The following is a 25,616-nucleotide window of genomic DNA, read 5'->3' as shown; positions in this document are numbered from 1 at the left end:
GATCCTAGTCGTCCCCGGAACGCGCGCGGCGGCGGGTCCGACCATAGGGTGGTGCCCCACACATCACTATGGAGGTGGACGTTCATGGGCAAGCTCTCGTTCTTCGTCGGGGCAGGTCTCGGCTACGTGCTCGGTGCACGGGCAGGCCGTCAGCAGTTCGAGAAGATCAAGTCCGCGAGCCAGCAGGTGTGGGACAACCCCCGCGTGCAGTCCAGCGTGCACAAGGTCGAGGAGAAGGTCAGCGAGGTGGCCAAGGACAAGGCCTCCGCCGTGACCGACAAGGTCACCGACACCGTCAAGAGCCGGATGGGTGGGTCCTCGGGCTCCTCCGGGTCCTCCGGGTCCTCCGGCTCGAGCAACGGTGACGCCTCGCAGACCGGCGTCGGCGGCTCCATGCGCCCCACTCCGCCGCAGCCCGAGCTCTGAACCGCCTCTCCACCGCCCTCGTCGGCTTCGGCCACGCGGGGCGGGTCTTCCACGGCCCGCTCATCGCCGACGACGCCCGGTACAGCCTCGACGTCGTCGTCACCTCGGACCCCGGCCGGGCGGCCGACGCCGCGCGCCTGCACCCGCGGGCGCGCGTCGTCGCCGACCTCGCCGAGGCGCTCGCGGCACGGCCCGATGTCCTCGTCGTGGCGAGCCCGCCGGCCACGCACGTCCCGGTCGCGACGGCCGCGCTGGACGCGGGCTGCGCCGTCGTCGTCGACAAGCCGCTGGGCCCGGACCCGACGCAGGCGCGCGAGCTCCTCGACCGCGCCGAGCGGCTCGGCCGCCCGCTCACCGTGTTCCACAACCGCCGCTGGGACAGCGAGTTCCTCACGGTCCGGCGGCTGCTCGCGGAGGGCGCGCTCGGTGAGGTCCGGCGTCTGGAGTCGCGCCTGGAGCGGTGGAAGACGGCCGAGACTAAGCCGTGGAAGGCCGCCGCCACGTGGCGGGAGGGCGGCGGGGTGCTCTTCGACCTCGGCTCCCACCTCGTCGACCAGGCGGTGACGCTCCTCGGCCCGGTCACCGACGTCCACGCCGAGCTCGCCAGCGTCCGCAGCCGGGCGGACGACGACGTCTTCCTCTCCCTCTCCCACGCGGGCGGCGCCCGCTCCCACCTCTGGGTGAGCACGACGACGGCGCACCCCGGCCCGCGGCTGCGCGTGGTGGGCACGGACGCGACCTTCGTCATGGCGGCGGGGGACGTGCAGGAGGCGCAGCTGGCCGGTGGGATGCGCCCGTCCGCACCCGGCTACGGGCGCGGTGAGGACGCGCGGCTTGTCACGGCTGACGGGTCCCGCCCGGTGCCGAGCGAGCCCGGGCGCTACCAGGACTTCTATGCGCTGCTGGCGTCCGCGCTCCTCGACGGGGCGCCGCTCCCGGTGGACCCCCGCGACGCGCTCGCCGTCGTCGAGCTCGTCGAGGGTGTCCACCGCAGCAGGTGAGGGCCGGGCCGTGACCGGTCAGGCCGGCTGGACCTGCGGGGTCGCGGCACCCGTGGTGCTGCGCGTGACCGGCGCGCCCACGGCGTCGTCGCGGCGCCGGAGCAGTCGCGCCGCGTTGAGGATGACGGCGAGCACGGAGGCCTGGTGGACGAGCATGCCCACCGCCATGGTGACGCCGCCCGTGAGGACGCCGGCGAGGAGCAGGCCGACCGTCGCCAGCGCGACGCCGATGTTCTGCCGCATGACGGAGACGGTCCGCCGGGCGAGGCCGATGGCCTGCGGCACCCTGAGCAGGTCGTCGTTCATGAGGGCGATGTCGGCCGTCTCGACGGCGACGCCCGTGCCGGCGGCTCCCATCGCGATCCCGATCTCCGCGGTGGCCAGGGCCGGGGCGTCGTTGACGCCGTCGCCGATCATCGCGACCACGTGCCCGCCGGCTTGCAGCTCCTCGATGGCCGCGAGCTTGTCCTCGGGCAGCAGCTGGGCCCGGACGTCGACCACCCCGACCTCCGCGGCCACCGCCTCGGCGACGCGGCGGTTGTCGCCGGTGAGCATGACGACCCGGGTGACGCCAGCGTCGTGGAGGCGGGTGACCATCTCCCGCGCGTCCCTCCGGACGCGGTCGGCCACCGCGACGACGCCGACGACCTCGCCGTCGAGGGCGACGACCATCGGGGTGCGGCCGAGTCCGGCGAGGCGGTCGACCTCGGCGGCGGCTCCGCCGTCGTCGCTGATCCCCTCGGCGAGGAGCAGGGGCAGGTTGCCGACCGCGACGCGGCGGCCGTCGAGCGTGGCGACGACGCCCTTGCCCGGCACGGGATCGGTGTGCTCGGGAAGTCCGCCGACGGGGAGGCCCTCGGCGACGGCCGCCTCGATCACCGGTCGGGCGAGCGGGTGCTCGGACCCGGCCTCGGCGCGCGCGGCCCAGGTGAGGACGTCGGCCCGGTCCAGGCCCGCGGCGAGCACCACGACGTCGGTCAGGTGCGGCCGGCCCTCGGTGAGGGTGCCGGTCTTGTCGAGCGCGACGGTGTCGATGCGTGCGCTCGCCTCGAGATGCTCGCCGCCCTTGATGAGGATGCCGTCCCTCGCGCCGCGGCCGATGCCCGCGACGATCGCCACAGGGATCGAGATGACCAGGGCGCCGGGGCACCCGATGACCAGGAGGGTGAGGGCGAGGACGACGTCCCCGCTGACCAGCGCGGCGACCAGAGCCAGCACGATGATCGCCGGGGTGTACCAGGCGGAGAACCTCTCCAGGAACGTCTGGGCCCGCGCCTTGGCGTCCTGTGCCTCCTCGACACGGTGGATGATGCGGGCCAGCGTCGTGTCGGCGCCCACGCCGGTGGCACGCACCGTGAGGAAGCCGCCGCTGGAGACGGTGCCGGCGAACACCCGGTCGCCCTCCGTCTTCTCCACGGGCACGGACTCCCCGGTGATGGACGCCTCGACGAGCGCCGCGGCGCCTCCGGTCACGACGCCGTCGACCGGCACCTTCGCACCGTTCTTGACGAGGACGGTCTCGCCCGTCGCCACCTGCACCGAGGGCACCTCGACCTGCACCCCGTCACGGAGCACGACCGCGACGTCGGGGGCGACGGCGACGAGCTCCGCGAGGGCCGCGCGGGTCCTGGTCATGGTGCGGGCCTCGAGCGCGTGGCCGACGGAGAAGAGGAAGGTCACCGCGGCCGCCTCCCACACCTCACCGATGACGAGCGCGCCGGTCGCGGCGACCGAGACGAGCAGGTCGATGGCGATGGTGCGGTGGCGCAGCGCCCGCACGGCCTTGACGAGGATCGGCAGCCCGGCGACGACCGCCGCGGCGGTCATCAGCACGTGCGAGGCGGTGAGCGCGGCCGTGGTGCCGCCGCCGCCCGCGTGGCTGCTGGAGAAGGGGTTGACGCCGGCCGAGAAGGAGGTGAAGGCGGCGGCGGCGATGAGCGCGCCCGCGGCGGCCGGGGCCGCCCAGGGGGCGCGTGTCCAGCTGGTCGAGCTCATGGGGGACCTTTCGCGACGTGAGGGGAAGGCCGGGCCAGGGGGCCCGGCCGTCGGGGGGACGGCGGTCAGAAGGCCGACAGGGCGGCCTTGTAGCCGGCCCTGCCGATCGCGGTGACGATCTCGTCGGTGGTGACGACCTCCGGGAGGTGGTCGACCTCGACGCGGCCGGAGGCGAACTTCACCGACACTCCGGTGACGCCGGGCAGGCGCCCGACCTGCTTCTCGATCGCGGCGACACAGCTCGGGCAGCTGAAGCCCTCGGCGCGGAAGACGGAGCGGGTGGCGGCGGTCGTGGTCATGGTGTGGTCCTTTCCTCGCCGTGAGGGCGTCTCCCTCGCGGTGATCCCAACGTAGGAAGGCCTGGCGGAAGAGAACATGACGGCCGTCAATCAGCCGCAACGTCTCCTCGGGACGGGGGCGCTCGCGGCCCGATAGCCTGCGGCGGGAGGCACGAGCACGGGTCGCAGCAGTGGTCGGAGGGAGGAGCGACATGTCGCCACAGGACGCCGCACCGGTGCGTACCGAGTCCGGACGGCGGACGATCCCGCTGCGCGAGGTCACGCTGCCGCACCGGTGCCCGTGGCCGGTCCGCAGGCACGTGCTGACCCGGGCGCCCTACTTCCGGGGCCTGAGCGAGGACGCCGTCGAGCGCATCGACCGGCGCATGCGGACCACCACGTGGCCGGCGGGACGCACTCTCTACCGGGCCGGGGACCCGGCGACCGCCCTCTACGTCGTCGCCGAGGGGCGCGTGAAGCTCTCCCAGGTGACCGCCGGTGGGACGGAGACGGTGGCCGACATCCTCGTCCCCGGCGAGCTCTTCGGGGCGATGGGGACGCTCGGGGAGCCGTACCACTCGCACACGGCGACGGCGCTCGTCGGGTCCTGCACGCTCCGCATCGACCAGGACGACTTCCGTGAGGTGCTCCTCGAGCACCCCGGTGTCGCCCTGCGGGTGCTCGACGACGTCGCGGCCCGTCTGGTCCGGGCGCACTCCGACATCGGCGGGCAGACGACGGACACCGTCCCCCAGCGCGTCGCGACCGCCCTGCTGCGCCTGGCCGACAAGGTCGGGGAGGAGCGTGACGACGGAACGGTCATGCTCGAGGTCCCGCTCTCCCGCGCGGACCTCGCGGGCCTGGCGCGCTCGACGCCGGAGTCCGTGTCGCGGGTGATGAGCCGGTGGAAGAAGGAGGGCGTCGTGGACTCGGGACGCCGCTGGACCGCGCTGCTCGACAGGCGCCGTCTGGAGGCGGAGGCCGCGGGCGACACCCCGCGGCCCGACGGCGTGTGAGGGCACCCGAACACCCGCCGTCAGGGAAGGCGGGCCTCGTTTCCCCACGGGCCGGAAGCCTGTGACGCTTGTGCCGTGAGCCCGACCGACCGTCCCGAGCCGACCCGTGCGCAGGTGCGCCGCTGGCGGCGCTACCTCGCCGACGAGCGCGCCGAGGCCGCCGTCTACCGCGACCTCGCCCGCCGCCGCGAGGGCGAGGAGCGCGCGATCCTCCTCGAGCTCGCCGAGGCCGAGCGCCGCCACGAGGAGCACTGGCGCGAGCTGCTCGGGCACCACGTCGGCCACCCGAAGCGCGGGGCCGTGCGCACCCGCGTGCTCGGCTGGCTCGCCCGCCGCTTCGGGGGCGTGTTCGTCCTGGCCCTCGCGCAGCGCGCCGAGGCACGGTCCTCCTACGCCGGCGACGACGACGCGACGTCGGCGATGGTGGCCGACGAGCAGATCCACGGGGAGGTCGTGCGCTCGCTGGCCACCCGCGGCCGCAGCCGCATGTCCGGGATGTTCCGCGCCGGCGTCTTCGGCGCCAACGACGGCCTCGTCTCCAACCTCGCCCTCGTCCTGGGCATCGGGGCGACCGGGGTGTCGGCGCAGACGGTCCTCTTCACCGGCCTCGCCGGGCTGCTCGCCGGCGCGCTGTCGATGGCGGCGGGGGAGTACGTCTCGGTGCGCTCGCAGCGCGAGCTGCTCGAGGCGTCCATCCCCGACCCGCGCGCGCAGGAGGCCATCCCCCACCTCGACGTCGACGCCAACGAGCTGGCCCTCGTCTACCGCGCCCGCGGCATGAGCGCCGACGCCGCCGAGGAGCGGGCCCGGGAGGTCCTGTCGGCCACCGGGCCGGGGCGCGCCGAGGACGCCGAGCCGGACTACGAGGAGATCGGCACGGGCGTGAGCGCCGCCGTCTCCAGCTTCTGCTTCTTCGCCTCCGGCGCGCTGCTGCCCGTGCTGCCGTGGATCTTCGGGCTCTCCGGGACGGCGGCGGTCGTGGCCGCCGCCGTCATCGTGGGTGCGGCGCTGCTGCTCACCGGCGCCGTGGTCGGCGTGCTGTCCGGTGCCCCGCCGCTGCGGCGCGCCCTGCGCCAGCTCGCCATCGGCTACGGCGCCGCCTCGGTCACCTACGTCCTCGGCCTGGCTTTCGGCACGACGGTGAGCTGACCGTCGCGCCCTCCCGGCGTTGGGTGTGGACTTTCGGCCTCTGAGGGCGAACAGCCCACACCTGAGACGAGGCGGCGGTGCGGGACGCCGAGTTGACGATTCGATTCGTCGTTCTTTCGCAGGATGCTCCGGCCTGCGGCGCAGGGCTAGCGTGGTTGGTTGCCAGAGAAAGCGCTTACCAACGAAGGAGCGTGACGATGACGTCATTACGGCAACCCACGAGACGCCGGGCGGTGACGGCGGCGGCGACGGGGATGGCGATGTGCGCGACGCTGCTCGCGGCACCAGCCGGCGCACAGACCGAGGAGCCCGGTTTCACCGAGCTCCACACCTTCGAGGGCTACACGACCGGCGCCCTCAACGGCCAGGACGGGTGGACCTCCACCGGTGCTGCCTCCGTGATCCTGGACCCCGTCAACCAGAACAACCGGGCCCTGGAGCTCAGCGGCCCCAACCAGCGGGCCTCCCGCGCGGTGGCCGCGATCGAGGACGGTGAGACCGGCACGGTCTTCTTCCGGATCCGGCGCGACGGCAGCGTCGACACCTCGTTCGGCATCACGGACAACGACAACCCCTCCGACTTCGCCCACAGCCGGGCCTACGTCAACAACCAGAACAGCGACCGCCTCCTCGTGCGAGACGGCGGCGCTTTCGCCACGGCCGGCACCTGGGCCGAGGACGTGTGGCAGTGCGTCTGGCTCGTCGCCGACAACGAGACCGACGAGGTCGCCGTCTACAGCCAGGGCGGCCCCTACGAGGAGCAGACCCGCCTGCCCGAGGGGGCCGAGGAGACCTTCGGCTTCCGGGCCGCCGTCGACGGCGCCCTCGACCGCTTCTTCTGGATCAACGGCTCGCCCAACACGGGCCGGATCATGCTCGACGACGTCGCCGTCGACACGACCGGCGCGAACCTCGAGGTCGCCACCGGCAACGCCGCCGACTGCGAGGTCACCGACGAGGCCGCCCAGCCCCTCCTCAACCCGCTGCCCGACCCGAAGATGTCGACGATCGGCATCGAGGTCGAGGAGCTGGCCCAGCTGCCCGAGTCGCAGACGACCCCGGCCACCCAGGACCAGCGCCTCATCCGGCACAACCGCATCACCCACCTCGACGAGGTGCCGGACGGCTCCGGCCGTCTCGCGGTCCCGGACATGAACGACATCCTCTACATGGTCGACAAGGACTCCGGCGAGCACACCGCCTACCTCAACGTCCGCCAGCAGTTCGTCGACAACTTCCACAACCACGCGGGCCTCGGCACCGGCTTCGGCTTCGTCGAGTTCCACCCGGAGTTCGCCGAGAACGGCATCTTCTACACCGTCCACACCGAGGCCGGCTCCGCCCTCACCGAGGACACCCCGGACTTCCCGGGCTTCGGCACCACCGGCTTCCACAGCGTCATCACCGAGTGGACCGCCACGGATCCGAGCGCCGAGACCTTCGAGGGCACGAGCCGCGAGATGATGCGCGTGCCGTTCGGCGGGCGCGTCCACACCGTCCAGCAGATCGCCTTCAACTGGACCGCCGAGCCCGGCGACGCCGACTACGGCAACCTCTACATCCTCGTCGGCGACGGCGGCAACGGCGTGGGCAACAACAACCCGCAGGACCTGTCCACCCCGCAGGGCAAGATCTTCCGCATCGACCCGATGGGTGACGACAGCGCCAACGGCGAGTACGGCATCCCCGAGGACAACCCGTTCCTCGACGAGGACGGCGCGCTGCCGGAGATCTACGCCGTCGGCATGCGCGACCCGCACCGCATCAGCTGGGACACCGAGACCGGGAAGATGTACCTCGGTCACATCGGTGAGTGGCAGGTCGAGTCGATCTACGAGGTCCAGCCGGGTGACAACTTCGGCTGGTCCGTGCGCGAGGGACCCTTCCTCGCCGAGAACCGGCAGATCTTCCCGCTGCCGGAGAACGACGCCGAGCTCGGCTTCACCTACCCCGTCGCCGCCTACGACCACAACCGCGACCCCGGCCAGACCGGTGACGCCGGCGTGGCCGTCAACGGCGGGTACGTCTACCGCGGCGAGATCGAGGCGCTCCAGGGCAAGTACCTGTTCACGGACATCGTCCGCGGCTGGGTGCTGTCGACCGAGGCCGACGAGATGGTCCGCAACGACGGCGACATCGAGGACCTCGCCACCATCGAGCAGCTCCGTGTCTTCCACGACGGCGAGGAGACCACCTTCCAGGAGCTCGTCGGGCACCAGCGGGTGGACCTGCGCTTCGGCGCGGACGCCGACGGCGAGCTCTACCTCATCTCCAAGGCCGACGGTCGCGTCTGGGAGGTCACCGGCGCGGTCGAGCTGCCGCCGAACAACCTCGTCGCGCGCTACACCTTCGACAACCCGGTCGAGGGGAACCCGGCCTGGGAGGACGACCAGGGCTTCTCCGGCACCGACATCGAGCTCATCAACGGTGGCGCGCTCCAGCGCGTGGCCGACGCCGCCTACCCCGGCGCCGGTCGGGCGCTGCAGACCCAGCAGCTCAACCCCACGGTCCGCGGCAACAACGACTGGAAGGCCGGCGTCTACGACCCCGCCGGCGTCGACTCCCTCGACGCCTTCGCCGGGGCCGAGGCGATCACCGTCATGGGCTGGTTCAAGCGCACCGGTGAGCTGCCCGCCCTCAACAGCGAGTCCGCCAACCCGGACGACCGCTTCAACGCCATCGGGCTCACCGGCGTCCTGTCGGGCAACTCCGACGGCCACGGCGTGCGTGCCCTCCTCGAGGTCATCCAGGTGGGCAACGAGCTCAAGCTCGTCGCGCTCGGCCGCCGCCTCGACGACGGCAGCTCGTGGACCTTCGCGGCCGACAAGCCGTGGGACGAGATCCTCGCCCAGAACACCTGGGTGCACCTCGCCGCGAGCTTCGACTACGTCAACGGCGAGATGAAGCTCTACATGAACGGTGAGGAGCTCGAGGGCGAGTACACCGCGGCGAACCCGTGGGGCTCGGGCCCGACGTCGGACACGGTGCCCGCGGGCATCAAGATCGGCGGCAGCTTCCCGCAGAACACCGCGGAGCGGAACCCGTTCAACGGGCGCATGGACGACCTCATGTTCCTCGACATGGTCCCCACCGCGGAGCAGATGCAGCACCTGTACGCGACGTACGGCGTCGAGCCGGTCGAGCCGCCGCCCACGCCGTCGTGCACCTTCGAGGAGTCCGAGACCGACCTCATGGCCGAGGAGAACTGGGCCCCGCGGACGCCCTCGAAGTGGGACTTCCCGGGTGACCAGATCGTGCTCACCGAGGTCGGGGACAACCCGAACGACGGCATCCGTCGTCCCTTCGAGTACGCGATCCTCGACGGCCGGGAGTACGAGTCGGTGCAGATCGACGCCGAGGTCCGCCTCGACGCCCCGTCGTCGGTGAACAACCGGGACATCATCATCGTCTTCGGCTGGCAGTCCGACACCGAGTACTACTACGCGCACATCTCGCAGGACAACACGATCTACGCGCACAACGGCATCTTCAAGGTGAACAACAAGGACCGGGAGCGCATCGACCACCAGTGGGACCCCGACAGCTCGATCGGCGCGCCCCCCGCCATCACCGACGAGGAGTGGCACGACGTCCGCGTCGTCCACTGCGCCGGCAGCGGCGAGATCGCCGTGTGGGTCGACGGCCACGACACCCCGCTCATGACGGCGACCGACACGACCTTCGACTCCGGTCAGATCGGCTTCGGCTCCTTCGACAACACCGGGCGGATGCGCGACCTCGTCGTCTCCGTCCCGGCCGCGCCGCAGGAGGACGTCGCCACGACGACGTCGCTGAGCCTGTCCCGCCAGCTCGCCACCTACGGCGCGGAGACGACGGCGCGGGTGACCGTCGCCGCCGACTCCGGGACGCCGTCGGGAACGGTGGAGATCCACGCCGACGGCGAGGTCGTCGCCACCGGTGAGCTCGGGCCCGACGGACGGGCGTCGGTGGCGCTGCCGCGGGACCTGCCCGCGGGCGGGCACCGCCTCACGGCCGTGTTCCCCGGCAGTGACGGCTTCACCGAGTCGGCCAGCCGCGCCGTCACCTACGTCGTCCTGCCCGCCCTCTCGCGGGTGGACATCGACGTGGACTCGACGGTCCCCCGGGGCAGCACCCCGGACGTCACCATCGACGTGTCCGGACGGGACGGCGCGCCGACCCCCACGGGCACGGTCACGGTGACCGCCGGGTTCCGCGTCGTCGGGACGGTGCCGGTCGGTGAGGACGGCAGCGCCGAGGTGCAGCTGCCGCCGGTGCGGGGGCTGACCCTGCTCACGGCGACGTACAGCGGTGACCACGGCTACCTGCCGGGTCTGGACATCGACACCGTCTGGGGTCGCTGACCGTCCGCAGTCACACGGCCGAGGCCCTGCACCGGTACGGTGCAGGGCCCCGCCACGGGTCGGGGGCGGGGCCTCGGTCCTGCCTCCAGGACCTTCCTGCGGGAAGCGCTTTCTGCTACGGTTCGACTGGCATCGCAGCACCACCGACGGGCTGCGACTCAGTGACGAGACGACCGCGCGCGAGCGCGGGAGACGAAGGAGACCGGCGATGTCCGAGACGCTCGACCAGCTTGCCGCCAGCCGACTCGTGCCCGTCGTCGTGCTCGACGACGCCGCGCACGCCCGCCCGCTGGCCGGTGCGCTCGCCGAGGGCGGGCTGCCCGTCGCCGAGGTGACCTTCCGGACGGCGGCCGCCGCCGCGGCGATCGCGGAGATGGCCAAGGACGGCCGCGTCCTCGTCGGCGCCGGCACCGTCCTCACCCCCGCGCAGGTGGACGAGGCCGTCGACGCCGGAGCCCGCTACGTCGTGTCGCCCGGCTTCTCCCGTGCCGTCGTCGAGCGCTGCGCCGCGCGTGGCGTGCTCGCCCTGCCGGGCGCCGTCACCGCCACGGAGGTCCAAGCGGCGCTCGAGGCCGGCATCACGACCGTCAAGTTCTTCCCCGCCGAGACCTCCGGCGGTGCCGCGGCGATCAAGGCGCTGTCCGCGCCCTTCGGTGGCGTGCGCTTCGTGCCCACCGGCGGCATCGGGCCGGCGAACCTCGCCGAGTACCTGGCCCTGCCCGCGGTCGCGGCGGTCGGGGGCAGCTGGATGGTGCCCCGCGACGCGATCGCCGCCGGCCGTTTCGACGACGTCGCCGCCATGGTCGCCGACGCCGTCGCCCTGACCCGCTGACCGTCGTCGGCCCCACCCGATCAAGGAGAACCCGTTGAGTCTGCAGATCCGTGACGCCGCCGAGTGCCGCTACGACGTGCTGTCCCTCGGTGAGGTGATGCTCCGGCTGGACCCGGGCGAGGGACGCATCCGCACCGCGCGCAGCTTCCGCGCGTGGGAGGGCGGCGGCGAGTACAACGTCGCCCGCGGCCTGCGCCGCGCCTTCGGGCTGCGCGCCGGGGTGCTGACCGCCCTCGTCGACAACGAGGTCGGCCGACTGGTGGAGGACTTCATCCTCACCGGCGGCGTGGACCCCTCCCTCATCCACTGGGTGCCCTCCGACGGCATCGGGCGCAGCGTGCGCAACGGCCTGAACTTCACCGAGCGCGGGTTCGGGGTGCGCGGCGCGGTGGGCGTGTCCGACCGTGGGCACACCGCCGCCTCCCAGCTGCGTCCCGAGGACGTCGACTGGGACCACGTCTTCGGCGAGCTCGGGGTGCGGTGGCTGCACACCGGCGGCATCTTCGCCGCCCTGTCCGACAGCTCCGCGGAGGTCGTGCTCGCCGCCGTCCAGGCCGCGAAGAGGCACGGCACGGTCGTGTCCTACGACCTCAACTACCGGCCCTCGCTGTGGAAGGACATCGGCGGGCAGGCCCGCGCGCAGGAGGTCAACCGGGAGATCGCCCACCACATCGATGTGATGATCGGCAACGAGGAGGACTTCACCGCCTCCCTCGGCTTCGAGGTCGAGGGCGTGGACGAGAACCTCACCGACCTCGACGTCGCGAGCTTCCGCGCCATGATCGAGAACGTCCAGGCGGCCTACCCGAACTTCGAGGTCATCGGCACGACGATGCGCAGCGTCCACACCGCGACGGTCAACGACTGGGGCGCGATCGCCTGGTCCAAGGACGAGGGCTTCGCCCAGGCCACCCACCGGGAGCGCCTGGAGATCCTCGACCGCGTGGGCGGCGGGGACTCCTTCGCCTCCGGCCTCATCTACGGTCTGCTGACGGGAGAACCCGTGGCGACCGCAGTAGAGTACGGCGCGGCGCACGGAGCGCTGGCCATGACGACCCCGGGTGACACCTCGATGGTCACCAAGGCGGAGGTCCTCAAGCTCGCTGCCGGTGGCAGCGCACGAGTGCAGCGCTGACGGCACCGAAGGAGCCTCGGATGACACCCACACGCACCGGCGTCGCGGGGAACGGGCGGGCGGCGACGCTGAGCGACGTCGCCCGTGAGGCCGGCGTCTCCCTCGCCACCGCCTCCCGCGCCATCAACGGCAGCACGAACCGCTCCGTGCGGGCCGACCTGCGTGAGCGCGTCCTCGACGCCGCCGAGCGGCTCCACTACTCCCCGAACGCCAACGCGCAGGCGATGGCACGCGGGCGGACGGCGACGCTGGGCCTCATCGTCCATGACATCGCCGACCCGTTCTTCTCCACGATCGCGGCCGGTGTCACCGAGGCCGCCGACACCGCGGGCCTCGCCGTCACGCTGGCGAACACCCAGCACGACGCCGAGCGCGAGGTCGGCTTCATCCAGACCCTGCAGAACCTGCGGGCGCGCTCGATCATCGTCGTCGGCGGCCGCCAGGACGACGAGGAGGGCAACCGGCGCCTGCGCGAGGCCCTGGCCGCCTACCAGGAGCGGGGGGGAGCGGCGGCGATGGTCGGCCAGCCGATCCTCGGCGTCAAGGCGGTGCACGTGGACAACCTCGGCGCGTCCGCGGCCCTGGCCCGCGCGCTGCACGGGCAGGGCTACCGGCGCTTCGCCGTCCTCGGCGGACCCGAACGGCACCTCACCGCCGCCGAGCGGCGCGGGGGCTTCTGCGAGGCGCTCGCCGAGCTCGGTACGCCGGTGGCCGAGGAGGCGATCATCCCCTCGCCCTTCGTCCGCGACGGCGGGCACGACGCGATGGTCGAGCTCATGCGCCGCGACCTCGACGTCGAGGTCGTCTTCGCCGTCAACGACGTCATGGCCCTCGGCGCGATGACGGCGGCCCGCGAGGCGGGCCTGGTCCTGCCCCGTGACATGGCCTTCGCCGGCTTCGACGACATCTTCGCGCTGCGCGACGTCACCCCCACGCTGAGCACGGTGCGGATCGACATGGTCGACATCGGCCGCCAGGCCACGGCCCTGGCGCTGGGCGACCGGGATGCTCCCGACCTCGTCACCGTCACCGGCGAGGTCGTCCTGCGCGAGTCCACGCCCGGGCTCCGGTAGCACGGAGGCGGTGGCCCCCGGAGGGGCCACCGCCTCGCGCGACGGGTTCGGGTGCGGGTCAGACCGTGACGGACTGCCGTGCGGCGGTGAGCACCTGCTCGAAGAGGCCACGGACGTCGTCGGTCGGCGCCGCCTCGAGGATCTCGCCCTCGGGCGTGAGGTCCTGGCCGAAGCTCAGGCCCGGGCCGGGCAGGGTGACGGCCTTGACGCGGTCGAGGACCTCGCCGAGCTGGCGGGCGGCACCGGCGGCGGCGCCCCAGCCGTAGCCGACGACGCCGACGGGCAGGCCGTTCCACTCCGCGTGCAGGGAGTCGATGGCGTTCTTGAGGATCGCCGGGTAGCCGGCGTTGTACTCCGGGACCGTGATGACGAGGCCGTCGTAGGCGCGGATGCGCTCGGACCAGGCGACGGTGCTGGCGAGGGAGTAGTTGCCGGTGGCGGGCTGCTCGGGCTCGGCGAGGAAGGGCAGGTCGACCTCGGCGAGGTCGATGACGTCGACCTCGGTGCCCTCCGGTGCGAGGGAGGCGACCCACTGGGCCACCTTGTCGCCGATGCGCGTGGGGCGGGAGGAGCTGACGATGACGCCGATCTTGTGTGTGGTCATGCCCCCGTCAATGGATGAATCTTCAACGTTGTTCCCGAGATCGTCGACATGTGGCCATGCTCACGCTCTTGACAGGCACGACGACGCCTGACTAAGTTGGAAAGCGCATTCCCTAGTCTTCCGCCACACCGGCACGTCTCATTGGAGAGCACATGACCACGCGTACGCTGCGGATCGCGATGAACGGCATCACCGGCCGGATGGGGTACCGCCAGCACCTCGTCCGCTCGATCCTCCCGATCCGTGACGAGGGCGGCTTCCTCCTCGAGGACGGCACCCGGGTGCAGGTGGAGCCGGTCCTCGTCGGGCGGCGCGAGGGCGCGGTCCGTGAGATCGCCGAGCGCCACGGCGTCGAGCACTGGACCACCGACGTCGACTCGGTGATGAACGACCCGAGCATCGACATCTACTTCGACGCCCAGCTCACCTCGCTGCGCAAGGCCACCCTCACCGCCGCGATGAAGGCCGGCAAGCACATCTACACCGAGAAGCCCACGGCCGAGTCGCTCGAGGAGGCCGTCGAGCTCGCCCGCCTGGGCCAGGAGACCGGCGTGACCGCCGGCGTCGTCCACGACAAGCTCTACCTGCCCGGCCTGGTCAAGCTCCGCCGTCTCGTCGACCAGGGCTTCTTCGGCCGCATCCTGTCCCTGCGCGGCGAGTTCGGGTACTGGGTCTTCGAGGGCGACGTCCAGCCCGCCCAGCGCCCGAGCTGGAACTACCGCAAGGAGGACGGCGGCGGCATGGTCGTCGACATGTTCTGCCACTGGAACTACGTGCTCGAGGGCATCCTCGGCAAGGTCGACGCCGTCACCGCCAAGGCCGTCACCCACATCCCCACCCGCTGGGACGAGCAGGGCAAGGAGTACACCGCCACCGCCGACGACGCCGCGTACGGGATCTTCGAGGTCACCACGCCGGGCGGGGACCCCGTCGTCGCCCAGATCAACTCCTCCTGGGCGGTGCGCGTCTTCCGTGACGAGCTCGTCGAGTTCCAGGTCGACGGCACGCGCGGCTCGGCCGTCGCCGGCCTGCGCAACTGCGTCGCCCAGGAGCGCGCCCACACGCCCAAGCCGGTGTGGAACCCCGACCTGCCCGTCACCGAGCCCTTCCGCGACCAGTGGCTCGAGGTGCCGAACAACGCCGACCTCGACAACGGCTTCAAGCTGCAGTGGGAGGAGTTCCTCCGCGACGTCGTCGCCGAGCGTCCGCACCGCTACGGCCTGCTCTCCGCCGCCCGCGGCGTCCAGCTCGCCGAGCTCGGCCTGCGGTCCTCCGCCGAGGGGCGGCGCCTGGAGATCCCGGAGCTCACCCTGTGAGCGCGGACCTCTCCCGGCTCTCCCTCAACACCGCGACGACCAAGGCCCTCACCCTCGAGGAGGCCGTGGACGTCGCGGCCCGTGCCGGCCTCGGCGCGGTCGGGCTGTGGCGCGACCGGGTGGCCGAGGTGGGCCTCGAGCGCGCCGCCGCCGTGGTCCGGGAGGCGGGCCTGCGGGTCTCCTCGCTGTGCCGCGGCGGCTTCCTCACCGCGGTCGACGCCGACGGGCAGCGGGCGGCGCTGGAGGACAACCGTGCCGCGATCGTCGAGGCGGCGACCCTGGGGACGCGCGAGCTCGTCATGGTGGTCGGCGGGCTGCCCGCGTGCCCCGAGCCGGGGCGCGCTGCGCTGCCGGACGGGGACCGCGACCTCGTCGCGACGCGCCAGCGGGTGGCCGACCGGATCGGCGAGCTCGTGCCGTTCGCGGCCGAGCACGACGTGCGGCTCGTCCTCGAGCCGATGAACCCGATCTTCGCCGCCGACCGTGGCGTGCTGTCCACGCTCGAGCAGTCGCTCGACCTCGCCGCGGACTTCCCCGCGGAGTCGGTGGGCGTGGTCGTGGACACCTACCACGTGTGGTGGGACCCGAAGCTGGAGTCGCAGATCGCCCGCGCCGGCGCCGAGGGGCGGCTGGCGGGCTACCAGGTGTGCGACTGGGTGCTGCCGCTGGCCGACGACTCCCTGCTCTCCCGCGGGTACATGGGCGACGGCTACGTCGACTTCGCCACGATCACCCGCTGGGTGGCCGAGGCCGGCTACGCCGGCGACGTCGAGGTGGAGATCTTCAACCAGGCGGTCTGGGACACCCCCGGCGACGAGGTCGTCGCCACCATGGCCGACCGCTACCAGCGCCTCGTGCACCCCTACCTGTAGGGGCGCGCCGTCGCCGCACCCTCCTCACGATCGTGTGGGTTTCGGGTTCCCAGGGAGTCCGAAACCCACACGGTCTGCAGAGCGGCGTCAGCGCACCCGGCATCCGGGCCGTCCGCACCTGCGCGGCTGGCCTTCCCAACCGCCGAGGCGGAGTGCATCGACGACCTGCTGGGCCGTGCGGCACGGGGTCCCCACGACGTGCGTCCACCGGTACCGCAGCGTCACCTCCCTGGAGGCGAGCAGTGCTGCGTTGTCGCGCCACGTGTCCTTGTCGGTGCGCCCGCCCGGGTGTGCCAGCTTGCCGTCGAGCTCGATCCGCACCTGCCACCTGCGGTAGCGGCAGTCCGCGCGGATCCGGGACCCCGCGAGCTGCTCGCGCACCTGGAGCTCCGACACCGGGAGCCCGTGGTCGACCTCGACGTCACGGTGGTAGTGCCGTTCGAGGGGCGACTCCATGCCCGCCGTGGCGTCGGTGAGGATGTCGAGGAGCAGCTCCCGACGGCGGACTCGTGACCGCCCGGCGACGGCAGCTCTGATCTCGGCCGGCTCAGCGACACGGAGGGCGCGCGTGAGCACGCCGACGACGTCGTCCTCCGTCTTTGCGCGGCAGGCGAGGTCGACGGCGGTCTCTGCTGCGGTCATCACCGCGATCCGGCCCTCCCAGACGGCGGGGACCGAACGGCGGCGGTGGATCCGCAGCCCGCGCTGGGCGACCACCGTCCTGCGGGCGGGCACGCTGATCTCCACCGTGTTCGACACTCGCTGGGCACGGGTGGCCTCGCTCTCGAACCACCAGTCCCCGGCCGTGGCGTGAGAGAGCGCTGCTCCCTTGCCCGCGTACGCCAGGGCGGCGACGACCCGGGTGTCCCACGTCGGGTGACCGGCGTGGGTGATGTAGACGCCTGGGTAGGCCCGGCGCCAGATGCGGTGATCGACCTGGGAGCGGATCCACGTGACGGAGACGCCGATCTCCTCGAGCTGGGAGCGTGTGAGGACGAACCAGTGCTGTCCTGCCATGCGGTTGATCCGCCGACGGTCGGGCGCCATGGTGGCAGCGTCCACCAGGGGACGGCCGCCTCGGCGCGGACGCCGGTGACGCCGTTGACGTGAGGCACGCCGGACGGGCCTGTGGAGCGGTCCCCGCCCTGCCCTGGAAAGACCGTGTGGGTTTCGCGCTCTCAGAGGACGCGAAACCCACACGATGTCGAGGGGGGCGCGGCTGCGCCGCGGCGCGGGGCGCGGGTCAGTGGATGTTCTGGTGCTCGCGGTACTCGCGCCAGACGTTCTCGAAGAAGTCGTCCGTCTCCGGGATGGGCCGGCGGGGGCGCCAGGTGATGTCCACGTCGCCGGCCTCGCTCGGCGACACAGGGTCCGCGGCGCGGTGCGGGGTCCACGAGACCTCCTGGACCTCGTCGTCGAGCGCCCCGCCGTCGAGGGTGAAGCGGAACAGCTCGGGCAGGTCCAGCTCTCGCGCCGCATCCGGCCCGTAGCCCACCAGGGGCAGTGAGCCGGCGGGGTCGGTGTAGAGCACCGAGCCGCGCGAGCGGCCGCCGTGGTCCACGTAGTCGGCCATCGCCGTGAGGTATACCTGCGCCGTCGTGAGGATGTCGCGCACGAGGAAGGCGCGGTTGACGGCCCGGCGCGAGCCGGCGTCGGCCACGACCAGCTCGCGGTAGGTCCCGAGCCACTCCTCGACCTGCTCGAGCGCCTCGGCGATTGACTGGCGTGAGCGCACCGGGCCGGCCTTGGCGCTCATCAGCTCCCCGACGTCGCGGAGCAGGTCGCCGGTGTTGTCCTCCCGGCCCGCTGCCGCCCGCTCCGTCGCGGCAGCCACCAGCTCGGCGGCCTCGCGCAGCGGTCGCTCGGCCGCGGCGGCGAACTCCGCCTCCCCGAGCGGGGCGCCGGACCGCCGGGCCGCGATGAACTGCGCCGCCCGGGTGGCGCCCACCTGGCCGCTGTTGAGCGCCGCGCCGCCGGGCCGGTAGACCCCGTGCGCACCGCCGGCCTCGCCCACCGGGAAGAAGCCGGGCAGGTTCGACTGCCACCACGCGTCCACGAGCAGGCCGCCGTTGTTGTGCTGCGCGCACACGTCCACCTCGAGCATCTCCTGCTCGAGGTCCACGTAGGGGTTCTTGTTCAGGTAGAACTCGTAGGCGGGCAGGTTCATGTGCTTGAGGCGCTCGATCGGCGTCCCGAACAGCACGCCGGCCTTCTCGAGGTACTCGTAGGCCTCCGGGTCGAGGGCCGAGGGGTCGAAGTCCTCACGCACCGGGTTGCGCCGGAAGTCGAGGAAGACCCGTCGGCCGCGCAGCACGGTCTCGCGGTAGACGAGCAGGTCGATGAGCGAGGAGCCGTCGCGGGCCTTGCGGACGTCGAAGGGCCACTGGTAGCCCTTGAGGAAGACGAGCGACATCAGCCGGCCGTAGTCGGGGATCGCCTCGGTGAGGAACTCCCGCTCGTCGCCGCCGTCCTGGTCGGTCGAGACGAAGCGCGGCACCACCTGCATGTACGTGCCCGACACGTTCCACCGCGGCTTGGTCGAGGCGAGCCCGAACTGCCACTCGGTGACGTTCTTCCCGCCGATCCCCGCGCGGTAGGCGGCGCCCGAGGCACCCCACTGCCCGTTGGGGAAGACCCGGGTGGCGTACAGCCCGGCCGGCCCGCCCGTCGCGTAGACGACGTTGGTGCACCGCACGAGCAGGTAGGGGCTGCGCTCGCCGTCGTGAGGGACGTCGGTGCGCAGGAGCAGCAGGCCGGCGACGGCGCCGTCGTGGGTGAGGACGTCGACGACGCGGCACTCGGGGAAGATCCGGGTGCCGTTGGCGTTGACCCGCTTCTCCAGCTGCTCGACCATCGTCCGCGAGGTGTAGGGCCCCACGGAGGTGGCCCGCTGGCGCGGGTCGTGGTCGGTCTTGTAGCCGATGAACTCCCCGTAGCGGTTCTGCGGGAACGGCACCCCGAGGTCGGCGAGGTGGAGGAAGGCGCGCGCGGACAGCGCGGCCTCGGCCAGGGCGTTGTCCCCGTCCATCGCACCACCCGCGAAGAGCGTCTGCGCCATCTCCCGCACGGAGTCACCGCTGTCGCCCGAGAGCGTGAGCTTGTAGTACGTCTGCTTGTCCGAGCCCGCGTTGCGGCTGGCACCGGCACCGATCTTGTCGGTGACCATGACGACGTCGTCCTGGCCGAGCTCGACGAGTCGCTCGGCGGCGCAGTACCCGGCCGAGCCGGTGCCGACGACGACGGTGTTCGCGGTGACGACGGGCACCTCCCGTCCGGCGATCTGCAGGGTCTGGGGCTCGTGGCTGGTCACGGGGACGCTCCTCGTCACAGGGTCGGGATGTGCATGCCGCCGTCGACGTTGATGACGTCGCCGGTGGAGTAGGGCATCTGGCCGGCGACGAGCTGCGCGACGGCGCCGCCGACGTCGGAGGCCCGGCCCCAGCGCGGGATCGGTGCGCCGCCGCCGGCGAAGAAGGCGTCGTACTTCTCCGTGACGCCCGCCGTCATGTCGGTCGCGATGATCCCGGGGCGGATCTCGTAGACGAGGATCCCCTCGGGGGCGAGCCGCGCCGCCCACAGCTGGGTGGACATCGCCATGCCCGCCTTGGACAGGCAGTACTCGCCGCGGTTGGTCGAGACGGTGACGGCGGAGGTCGAGGAGACGTTGACGATCGTGCCGACAGGCTCGTCCGGCAGCCCGGCCATCTCGCCGCGGCGCTCGACCATCGTGCGGGCGACGAGCTGGGTGAGGAAGTAGGGGCCGCGCAGGTTGATGTCCATGACGCGGTCGTAGCTCTCCGGGGTCGCGACGAGGATGTCGTCACGGACCGTCGGGGCCACGCCGGCGTTGTTGACGAGGACGTCGATGCGTCCCCACTGCTCGAGGGTGGCCGCGACGTAGCGCTCGTGGTCGGCGAGCTCGGCGACCGAGCCGCGGACGTAGATCACCTCGCCGCGCTCGCGGAGCTCGGCCATGAGCTCGGCCGGCTCCTCGCGGGTCGCGAGGATCGCGACGGCGTACCCCTCGTCGAGCAGCCGGGTGGTGATGCCCAGCCCGATGCCCCGGTTCCCCCCGGTCACCATCGCTACCTTCGGCACGTCTCATCCTCTCCGTCGAGTGTGGGGCGGCCAGCGCCGCCCGGCCATCATGGCCCACCGCGGGCGCGAATGGCAAGCGCTTTCCGGAAGCGGAGGAGTGCTGCCCCGGCGCACCCGAGCGCCCGCAGGCAGAGACGCATCCGCGCGGGAGCTGTCGCCGCGACTGGGGCGGAGGCATGGCAACTTGCCAGCGGCGCGTTGACGGTCCCGGCGGCGCTGCCTACCGTCGCTCGGACGCGCGAAAGCGCTTTCTGTCATCGGCGACGCGGAGGTTGGCATGTGGACGCTCTCGGGGTTCTCTGACGAGATCTCACCGGACTTCCAGGAGCAGTGCGCGGTCGCCTCGCGCCTGGGCCTGCGCTACATCGAGCTCCGCAGCGCGTGGGGCACCAACGTCCTCGACCTCGACGACGACCAGCTCGCCACCGCCGCCCGCATGCTCGCCGACCACGGGCTGCAGGTCTCGAGCATCGGCTCCCCGATCGGCAAGGTCCACCTCGACGACGACGCCGCGGCGCACCTCGGGCGCATGCGTCGCGCCGCGCACGTGGCCCAGACCCTCGGGGCCCCCTACATCCGGATCTTCTCCTTCTTCATGCGGCCGGGCACCGACCCGGACACCTGCCGCGACGAGGTGGTCGACCGGCTGGGGGAGCTGGTCGACGTCGTCGCCGGCAGCGACGTCACCCTCGTCCACGAGAACGAGAAGGAGATCTTCGGCGACGTGCCCCGCCGCTGCGCCGACATGGCGCGCGCCCTCGACTCTCCCCACTTCGGGCTCGCGTGGGACCCGGCCAACTACGTCCAGGTAGGCGTGCGCCCCTTCACCGAGGCCTACGAGCTCCTGCGCCCGCACACCCGCTACGTCCAGATCAAGGACGCGCTGCGCGGCAGCGGCACCGTGGTCAAGGCCGGGGAGGGCGACGGCGAGATCGCGCAGACCCTGAGCGCGCTGCGCGCCGACGGCTACGACGGCTTCTTCTCCCTCGAGCCGCACCTGGCCGCCGGACACAGCATGGGCGGCTTCTCCGGCCCCGAGCTCTTCGGTGAGGCGCTGCGTGCCTTCACCGACCTGCTCGACGCCGAGGGCGTCGCCTACCGCTGAGCCCGGCGACTCAGACCGCGGGCGCCGCCAGCGGTCGTCCGGTGCGCGCCACCGGCCGACCGGGGCTGCGCGGCGTGAGCGGGACCGGCGCCCGCCGGGCCGACTCCCGTGCCGCCCAGGCGCGCGCGGCCTCCGAGCGCTGGACCGACGTCGACGTGCGCACCGACAGCCGCGTGGGCAGCGGGCCGCTGCGCTCGACGAGCGAGCTCTCGCCGGTGATCCGCGAGATGAGGAGCCGGGAGCCGACGGCGCCCTGCTCGCGGCGGGGGGTGGCCACGCTCGTGAGCCCCGGCGCCACGAGGGCCGCGACGATCGTGTTGTCGAAGCCGATGACGCTGACGTCCGAGGGCACGCTCACCCCCGAGCGTCCCAGGCCCTTGATGAGCCCGGCGGCGAGCTGGTCGTTGAAGGCAATGACGGCGGAGGCTGGGCGCAGGACGAACTGCTCCGCCGCACGCAGGCCCCCGGCGAGGGTGGGCAGGAAGGGGCCGAGGCGGCGCGCCTTGATGCCGAGCTCCTCCGCCACCCGGCGCAGCGCCAGCCAGCGCACGCCCGAGGCCCACGAGGCCTCCGGGCCGGCGAGGTACACGATCCGCTCGTGCCCCAGCCCGGCGAGGTGCTCGACGGCGGTGCGCATCCCGGCGTCGTCGTCGGTGATGACGGACGGGATCGAGGTGACCGTCCGGCTCAGCAGCACGACGGGCTTGCTCTGCGCGATGACGCGCAGCGCCGAGTCGGGCAGGCGGGAGCTCACCATGATGATCCCGTCCACTCCCGGCAGGGAGCGCTCGATCGACATGCGCTCCAGGCGCGCGGACTCCTGGAAGTCGGAGAGCTGCACCGTGTAGTCCAGGGACATCGCCGTCTCCTGGGCGCCGCGGGCGATCTCGGCGAACACCGGGTTGGTGAGGTCGGGGACCGACAGCAGCAGGATCTTCTTGCCGCCGGTCGCCTGTGAGCCCACCGGGGTGGGCCGTGAGCTGCGGTAGCCCAGCTCCTGGGCCACCCGGGTGATGCGCTCGGCGGTCTCGGGGTTGATGCGTCCCGGCCGCGACAGCGCGCGGGACACGGTGGACGGGGCGACTCCGCACGCGGCGGCGACGTCGTGGATGGTGACTCGACGCTCTGGCGTCGATGAGACCTCTGGTCTCGCAGTCATGGTGCCCCCTGGCTCTCGACGGTGAGATGACGGCCACCGTAGCCCGGCGGTAAGCGCTTTACAAGGGTCGCCGGGCGGGGGACCGCTGTGCCGAGACAACCGCGTTTTCCGCGCGTTGCCAAGCAAAGGTCGGCAAAGGACGGCAAAGCGTTGACCATGTGTGCCCGCGTGCCTTGGCTGGGCCCACACGCCTGCCGGTCCTGGCGGGCGTCCACTGCAGGCGCCCAGTGCCGGGCGCGCCGTGCCCGGGCTGACCACCGGGCCGGCGGCCCGGCCGGGGCGTCGAGCTGCACGAGGGAGTGTCAATGTCTGCACCACCACGCCGAGCTCTGACGGGGGTCGCGCTGAGCGCCGTCCTCGCCGCCGGAGCCATCGTCCCGGCCGTTATCGCTACCGCCCACAACGGCGAGGACCACTCGCTGGACGCGAGCCAGGACCTCTTCGACAAGGTTCCACTCGTCACCGAGGGCCTCGCCGACCCCTTCGAGCTGGACATCGCCGACGACGGCCGAGTCATCTACGTCCAGCGCACCGGCGAGATCAAGGTCATCAACCAGGAGACCCTGGCGGTGACCACCGCGCTGGACTTCGACTACGGCCTCGAGCACCTCACCCAGTCCGACGGCCTGCTCGGTCTCGCCCTGGACAACGACTTCACCGAGAACGGGTGGCTGTACCTCCAGTACAGCGACAAGACCGTCCCCGAGATGCACGTCTCGCGCTTCACCATGGGTGCGGACGGCACCATCGACCTCGCGTCCGAGGCGCGACTGTTCAGCTACCAGATCTGGCGCGGTGAGGGCCGGGCCAACTCCCACATGGCCGGCTCGCTCGCAATGGGTCCGGACGGCAACCTCTACATCGCCACCGGTGACAACACCGACCCCTTCGAGCAGTCCGGCTTCACCCCGATCGACGAGCGCCCCGGCCGCCGCGCCTGGGACGCCCAGGGGACCTCCGGCAACACCAACGACCTCCGCGGCAAGGTCCTGCGGATCACGCCGCAGGACGACGGCACCTACACCATCCCCGAGGGCAACCTCTTCGCACCCGGCACGGAGAAGACCCGGCCGGAGATCTACGGCATGGGCTTCCGCAATGCGTTCCGCATCACCATCGACCCGGAGACGAACGCCGTCCTCGTCGGTGACTACGGCCCGGACGCCCGCGTCGCGAACCCCGCCCGAGGTCCCGAGGGCATGGTCGAGTACATCCGCATGACGGAGCCCGCGAACCACGGCTGGCCGTACTGCCACGGCGACAACCAGCCCTACGTCGACTACGACTACGCCACCGGTGAGTCCGGCGCGCTCTTCGACTGCGACAACCTCGTCAACGACTCGCCGAACAACACCGGCCTCACCGAGCTGCCCCCCGCCGTCGCCCCCCAGATCGCCTACGGCTACGGCGAGTCCGCGGAGTGGCCCGAGCTCGAGGTGGGCGGCGCTGCCCCCATGGCCGGCCCGGTCTACCGCTACGACCCCGAGGTCGACGCCATCGGTCAGTTCCCCGAGAGCTACGACGGCAAGTGGTTCGTGTACGAGTACGCGCGCAACTACTTCAAGACGCTGACGGTCGACGAGGAGTCGAACACGATCACCGCCATCGAGCCGTTCATGGCGTCGAACGACCCGGAGGTCGACAGCTTCCTGGCGCCCTTCGACGCCGAGTTCGGCCCGGACGGCTCGCTGTACGTCATCGAGTTCGGCCGTGGCCGCGGCGCGGGCCGTGGCAGCTCGAACGAGGGCGCCGGCATCTACCGCATCGACTACGCGGCCGAGGGCCGTCGTCCGGTCGCGGAGATCTCCTCGGACGTCGACTCGGGTCACGCACCGCTCACGGTCTCCTTCTCCAGCGCGGGCAGCCACAGCCCCGACGGCCACGAGATCACCTACGAGTGGGACTTCGAGAACGACGGCGTGGTGGACTCCACGGAGGCCAACCCCACGCACACCTACGCGGAGAACGGCTCCTTCGACGCCCGCCTGACGGTCACCGACAGCGAGGGCAACACCGGCGTGACGGTCGCCGCGATCACGGTCGGCAACACCCGCCCCGAGGTCGCCTTCGAGCACCCGCAGGAGGGTGGCTTCGCCGAGCTGGCCGACACGATCGACTACGTCGTCGACGTCAACGACGCCGAGGACGGCTCCTCGGCCGACGGTGCCATCAACTGTGAGGATGTGACGGTCGAGGCCCAGCTCGGTCACGACGAGCACGCACACCCGCTGGACAACTACAGCGGTTGCGAGGGCGCGCTCTTCCTCGACCCGGCCGACCACGGCGTGGGCCAGAACGTCTACCCGGTGCTCAGCGCCAGCTACCTCGACCAGGGCGAGGGCGACGCCCCGGCCCTCGGCGGCCAGGACATCATCCAGCTCCAGGTCCGCGACAAGGAGGCCGAGTTCCAGCACGCCGACGCCTCCGGGGTCGAGGTCGTCACCCGTGACGGCGCACGCGGCGGTCAGCTCGTCACGAGCATCGACGACGGCGACTACATCGGTTACGGACCGGTCAACCTGCAGGGCATCGAGGCCCTGACCCTGGGCGTCCTGCCGGGCGCCTACGACGGGCAGATCGACGTGCGGACGGGCAGCCCCGACGGGCCGCTCCTCGGCTCCGTCAGGGTGCTCCCCGCCGACGGTGGAGCGGTCACGCCCCACATCGAGATCTCCGACGCCCCGGCCGACACGACGACGCTGTACCTCGTGTTCTCCAGCGACGAGCAGCCCGCCGACGCCACCGAGGGCATCCTCGAGCTCGACTGGCTGATCTTCGACGGCCGTGGCGTCGCCAACGGCGTCGCGCCGGTCGTCGACGTCACGGTGACCGACGGGGACGGCGACCTGGAGTTCGTCTTCGACGGCTCCGCCACCGTCCCCGACGGTCGCGAGATGGTCTCGCTCGAGTGGGACTTCGGTGACGGGACCAGGGCGTCCGGCGCCCAGGCGACGCACACCTACGAGCGGGCCGGCTCCTACACCGCGCGTCTCATCGCCATCGACAGCGAGGGCACGCGGGACTGGACGTCGTTCGTCGTCATCCCCACCATCCCGGGTGGCGGCGGTGACGACGACGGCGACACCGCCGGCATCCCCATCACGGCCACCGTGCCCGAGCTCGGTGACAACGGCGAGGGTGCGCTGACGATGTCGGTCGCGGACTTCGGTGAGGTGGTGGACCTGGGTCGGGCGTTGAACTCCGGTGACCGGTT

The 25,616-nt window shown here is 72.2% G+C and carries 19 protein-coding genes; 12 read left to right on the top strand and 7 right to left on the bottom strand.

The features are described 5' to 3' along the window. Positions 1 to 84: 84 nt before the first annotated feature. Together H9624_RS06245 and H9624_RS06240 are read left to right on the top strand one after the other, a co-directional pair. Positions 85 to 426, top strand: coding sequence for a YtxH domain-containing protein (locus tag H9624_RS06245; RefSeq protein WP_251839038.1), 342 nt, complete (start codon positions 85 to 87; stop codon positions 424 to 426). After that, positions 423 to 1,427, top strand: a complete 1,005-nt coding sequence (locus H9624_RS06240; RefSeq protein ID WP_251839273.1) for a Gfo/Idh/MocA family protein — start codon at positions 423 to 425, stop codon at positions 1,425 to 1,427. Before H9624_RS06245 ends, H9624_RS06240 begins: the two co-directional genes overlap by 4 nt. Positions 1,428 to 1,445: 18 nt before the next feature. Here the strand turns inward: H9624_RS06240 and H9624_RS06235 are convergent, their stop codons facing one another. Together H9624_RS06235 and H9624_RS06230 are read right to left on the bottom strand one after the other, a co-directional pair. After that, positions 1,446 to 3,422 (bottom strand): heavy metal translocating P-type ATPase, encoded by a 1,977-nt coding sequence (locus tag H9624_RS06235; RefSeq protein WP_251839037.1) that lies wholly within the window; start codon positions 3,420 to 3,422, stop codon positions 1,446 to 1,448. 65 nt (positions 3,423 to 3,487) lie between these two features. After that, a complete protein-coding gene (locus H9624_RS06230; protein WP_251839036.1) occupies positions 3,488 to 3,721 on the bottom strand; it encodes a heavy-metal-associated domain-containing protein in 234 nt (77 codons plus the stop codon). Positions 3,722 to 3,912: 191 nt separating this feature from the next. On the opposite strand from H9624_RS06230, the gene H9624_RS06225 reads away from it, so the two are divergent. The 6 genes from H9624_RS06225 (at position 3,913) to H9624_RS06200 (ending at position 13,248) form a co-directional block, all read left to right on the top strand. Then, complete coding sequence (locus H9624_RS06225) at positions 3,913 to 4,716, top strand: Crp/Fnr family transcriptional regulator (protein WP_251839035.1); 804 nt, start codon at positions 3,913 to 3,915, stop codon at positions 4,714 to 4,716. A 75-nt stretch (positions 4,717 to 4,791) separates the two neighbouring features. Continuing rightward, positions 4,792 to 5,865 (top strand): VIT1/CCC1 transporter family protein, encoded by a 1,074-nt coding sequence (locus H9624_RS06220; protein WP_251839034.1) that lies wholly within the window; start codon positions 4,792 to 4,794, stop codon positions 5,863 to 5,865. Between the two features lie 197 nt (positions 5,866 to 6,062). After that, positions 6,063 to 10,208: an Ig-like domain repeat protein gene (locus H9624_RS06215; RefSeq protein WP_251839033.1), complete on the top strand. Its 4,146-nt coding sequence runs from the start codon at positions 6,063 to 6,065 to the stop codon at positions 10,206 to 10,208. A gap of 208 nt (positions 10,209 to 10,416) precedes the next feature. After that, on the top strand, positions 10,417 to 11,040 hold the full coding sequence (gene eda, locus H9624_RS06210) for a bifunctional 4-hydroxy-2-oxoglutarate aldolase/2-dehydro-3-deoxy-phosphogluconate aldolase (protein WP_251839032.1): 624 nt from the start codon (positions 10,417 to 10,419) through the stop codon (positions 11,038 to 11,040). 34 nt (positions 11,041 to 11,074) lie between these two features. After that, positions 11,075 to 12,175: a sugar kinase gene (locus H9624_RS06205; RefSeq protein WP_251839031.1), complete on the top strand. Its 1,101-nt coding sequence runs from the start codon at positions 11,075 to 11,077 to the stop codon at positions 12,173 to 12,175. A gap of 20 nt (positions 12,176 to 12,195) precedes the next feature. After that, entirely contained in the window at positions 12,196 to 13,248 is a 1,053-nt protein-coding gene (locus H9624_RS06200; protein WP_251839030.1) for a LacI family DNA-binding transcriptional regulator, read from the top strand. Between the two features lie 58 nt (positions 13,249 to 13,306). Here the strand turns inward: H9624_RS06200 and H9624_RS06195 are convergent, their stop codons facing one another. Continuing rightward, a complete protein-coding gene (locus H9624_RS06195; RefSeq protein ID WP_251839029.1) occupies positions 13,307 to 13,852 on the bottom strand; it encodes an NADPH-dependent FMN reductase in 546 nt (181 codons plus the stop codon). Positions 13,853 to 14,004: 152 nt separating this feature from the next. Between H9624_RS06195 and H9624_RS06190 the strand changes: the two genes are divergently transcribed. Together H9624_RS06190 and H9624_RS06185 are read left to right on the top strand one after the other, a co-directional pair. Then, on the top strand, positions 14,005 to 15,168 hold the full coding sequence (locus tag H9624_RS06190; RefSeq protein ID WP_251839028.1) for a Gfo/Idh/MocA family protein: 1,164 nt from the start codon (positions 14,005 to 14,007) through the stop codon (positions 15,166 to 15,168). After that, positions 15,165 to 16,040, top strand: coding sequence for a sugar phosphate isomerase/epimerase family protein (locus H9624_RS06185; RefSeq protein ID WP_251839027.1), 876 nt, complete (start codon positions 15,165 to 15,167; stop codon positions 16,038 to 16,040). The genes H9624_RS06190 and H9624_RS06185 overlap by 4 nt, the downstream gene beginning before the upstream one ends. Before the next feature lie 87 nt (positions 16,041 to 16,127). Here H9624_RS06185 and H9624_RS06180 read toward each other — a convergent pair whose 3' ends face one another. From H9624_RS06180 to H9624_RS06170, 3 genes are all read right to left on the bottom strand, one after another. Continuing rightward, positions 16,128 to 17,087: a hypothetical protein gene (locus tag H9624_RS06180; protein ID WP_251839026.1), complete on the bottom strand. Its 960-nt coding sequence runs from the start codon at positions 17,085 to 17,087 to the stop codon at positions 16,128 to 16,130. 196 nt (positions 17,088 to 17,283) lie between these two features. Beyond that, the gene (locus tag H9624_RS06175) at positions 17,284 to 19,350 is read right to left on the bottom strand and encodes an FAD-binding protein (protein WP_251839025.1); all 2,067 of its coding nucleotides are present in this window, start codon (positions 19,348 to 19,350) and stop codon (positions 17,284 to 17,286) included. Positions 19,351 to 19,364: 14 nt separating this feature from the next. Continuing rightward, the gene (locus tag H9624_RS06170; RefSeq protein WP_251839024.1) at positions 19,365 to 20,138 is read right to left on the bottom strand and encodes a 3-ketoacyl-ACP reductase; all 774 of its coding nucleotides are present in this window, start codon (positions 20,136 to 20,138) and stop codon (positions 19,365 to 19,367) included. Positions 20,139 to 20,415: 277 nt separating this feature from the next. On the opposite strand from H9624_RS06170, the gene H9624_RS06165 reads away from it, so the two are divergent. Then, positions 20,416 to 21,243, top strand: coding sequence for a sugar phosphate isomerase/epimerase family protein (locus H9624_RS06165; protein ID WP_251839023.1), 828 nt, complete (start codon positions 20,416 to 20,418; stop codon positions 21,241 to 21,243). A 10-nt stretch (positions 21,244 to 21,253) separates the two neighbouring features. Here the strand turns inward: H9624_RS06165 and H9624_RS06160 are convergent, their stop codons facing one another. Then, positions 21,254 to 22,402 carry a LacI family DNA-binding transcriptional regulator gene (locus tag H9624_RS06160; RefSeq protein WP_251839022.1) on the bottom strand — a complete coding sequence of 383 codons (1,149 nt, stop codon included), beginning with the start codon at positions 22,400 to 22,402 and terminating at the stop codon, positions 21,254 to 21,256. Positions 22,403 to 22,707: 305 nt separating this feature from the next. On the opposite strand from H9624_RS06160, the gene H9624_RS06155 reads away from it, so the two are divergent. After that, positions 22,708 to 25,616 (top strand): PKD domain-containing protein (locus H9624_RS06155; protein ID WP_251839021.1); only part of this gene is annotated, 2,909 nt, incomplete at its 3' end.

It is taken from the genome of Oceanitalea stevensii (assembly GCF_014837105.1).
GTDB classification, from domain to species: Bacteria; Actinomycetota; Actinomycetes; order Actinomycetales; family Actinomycetaceae; genus Oceanitalea; species Oceanitalea stevensii.
This window is presented reverse-complemented; position numbering and strand designations above follow the sequence as displayed.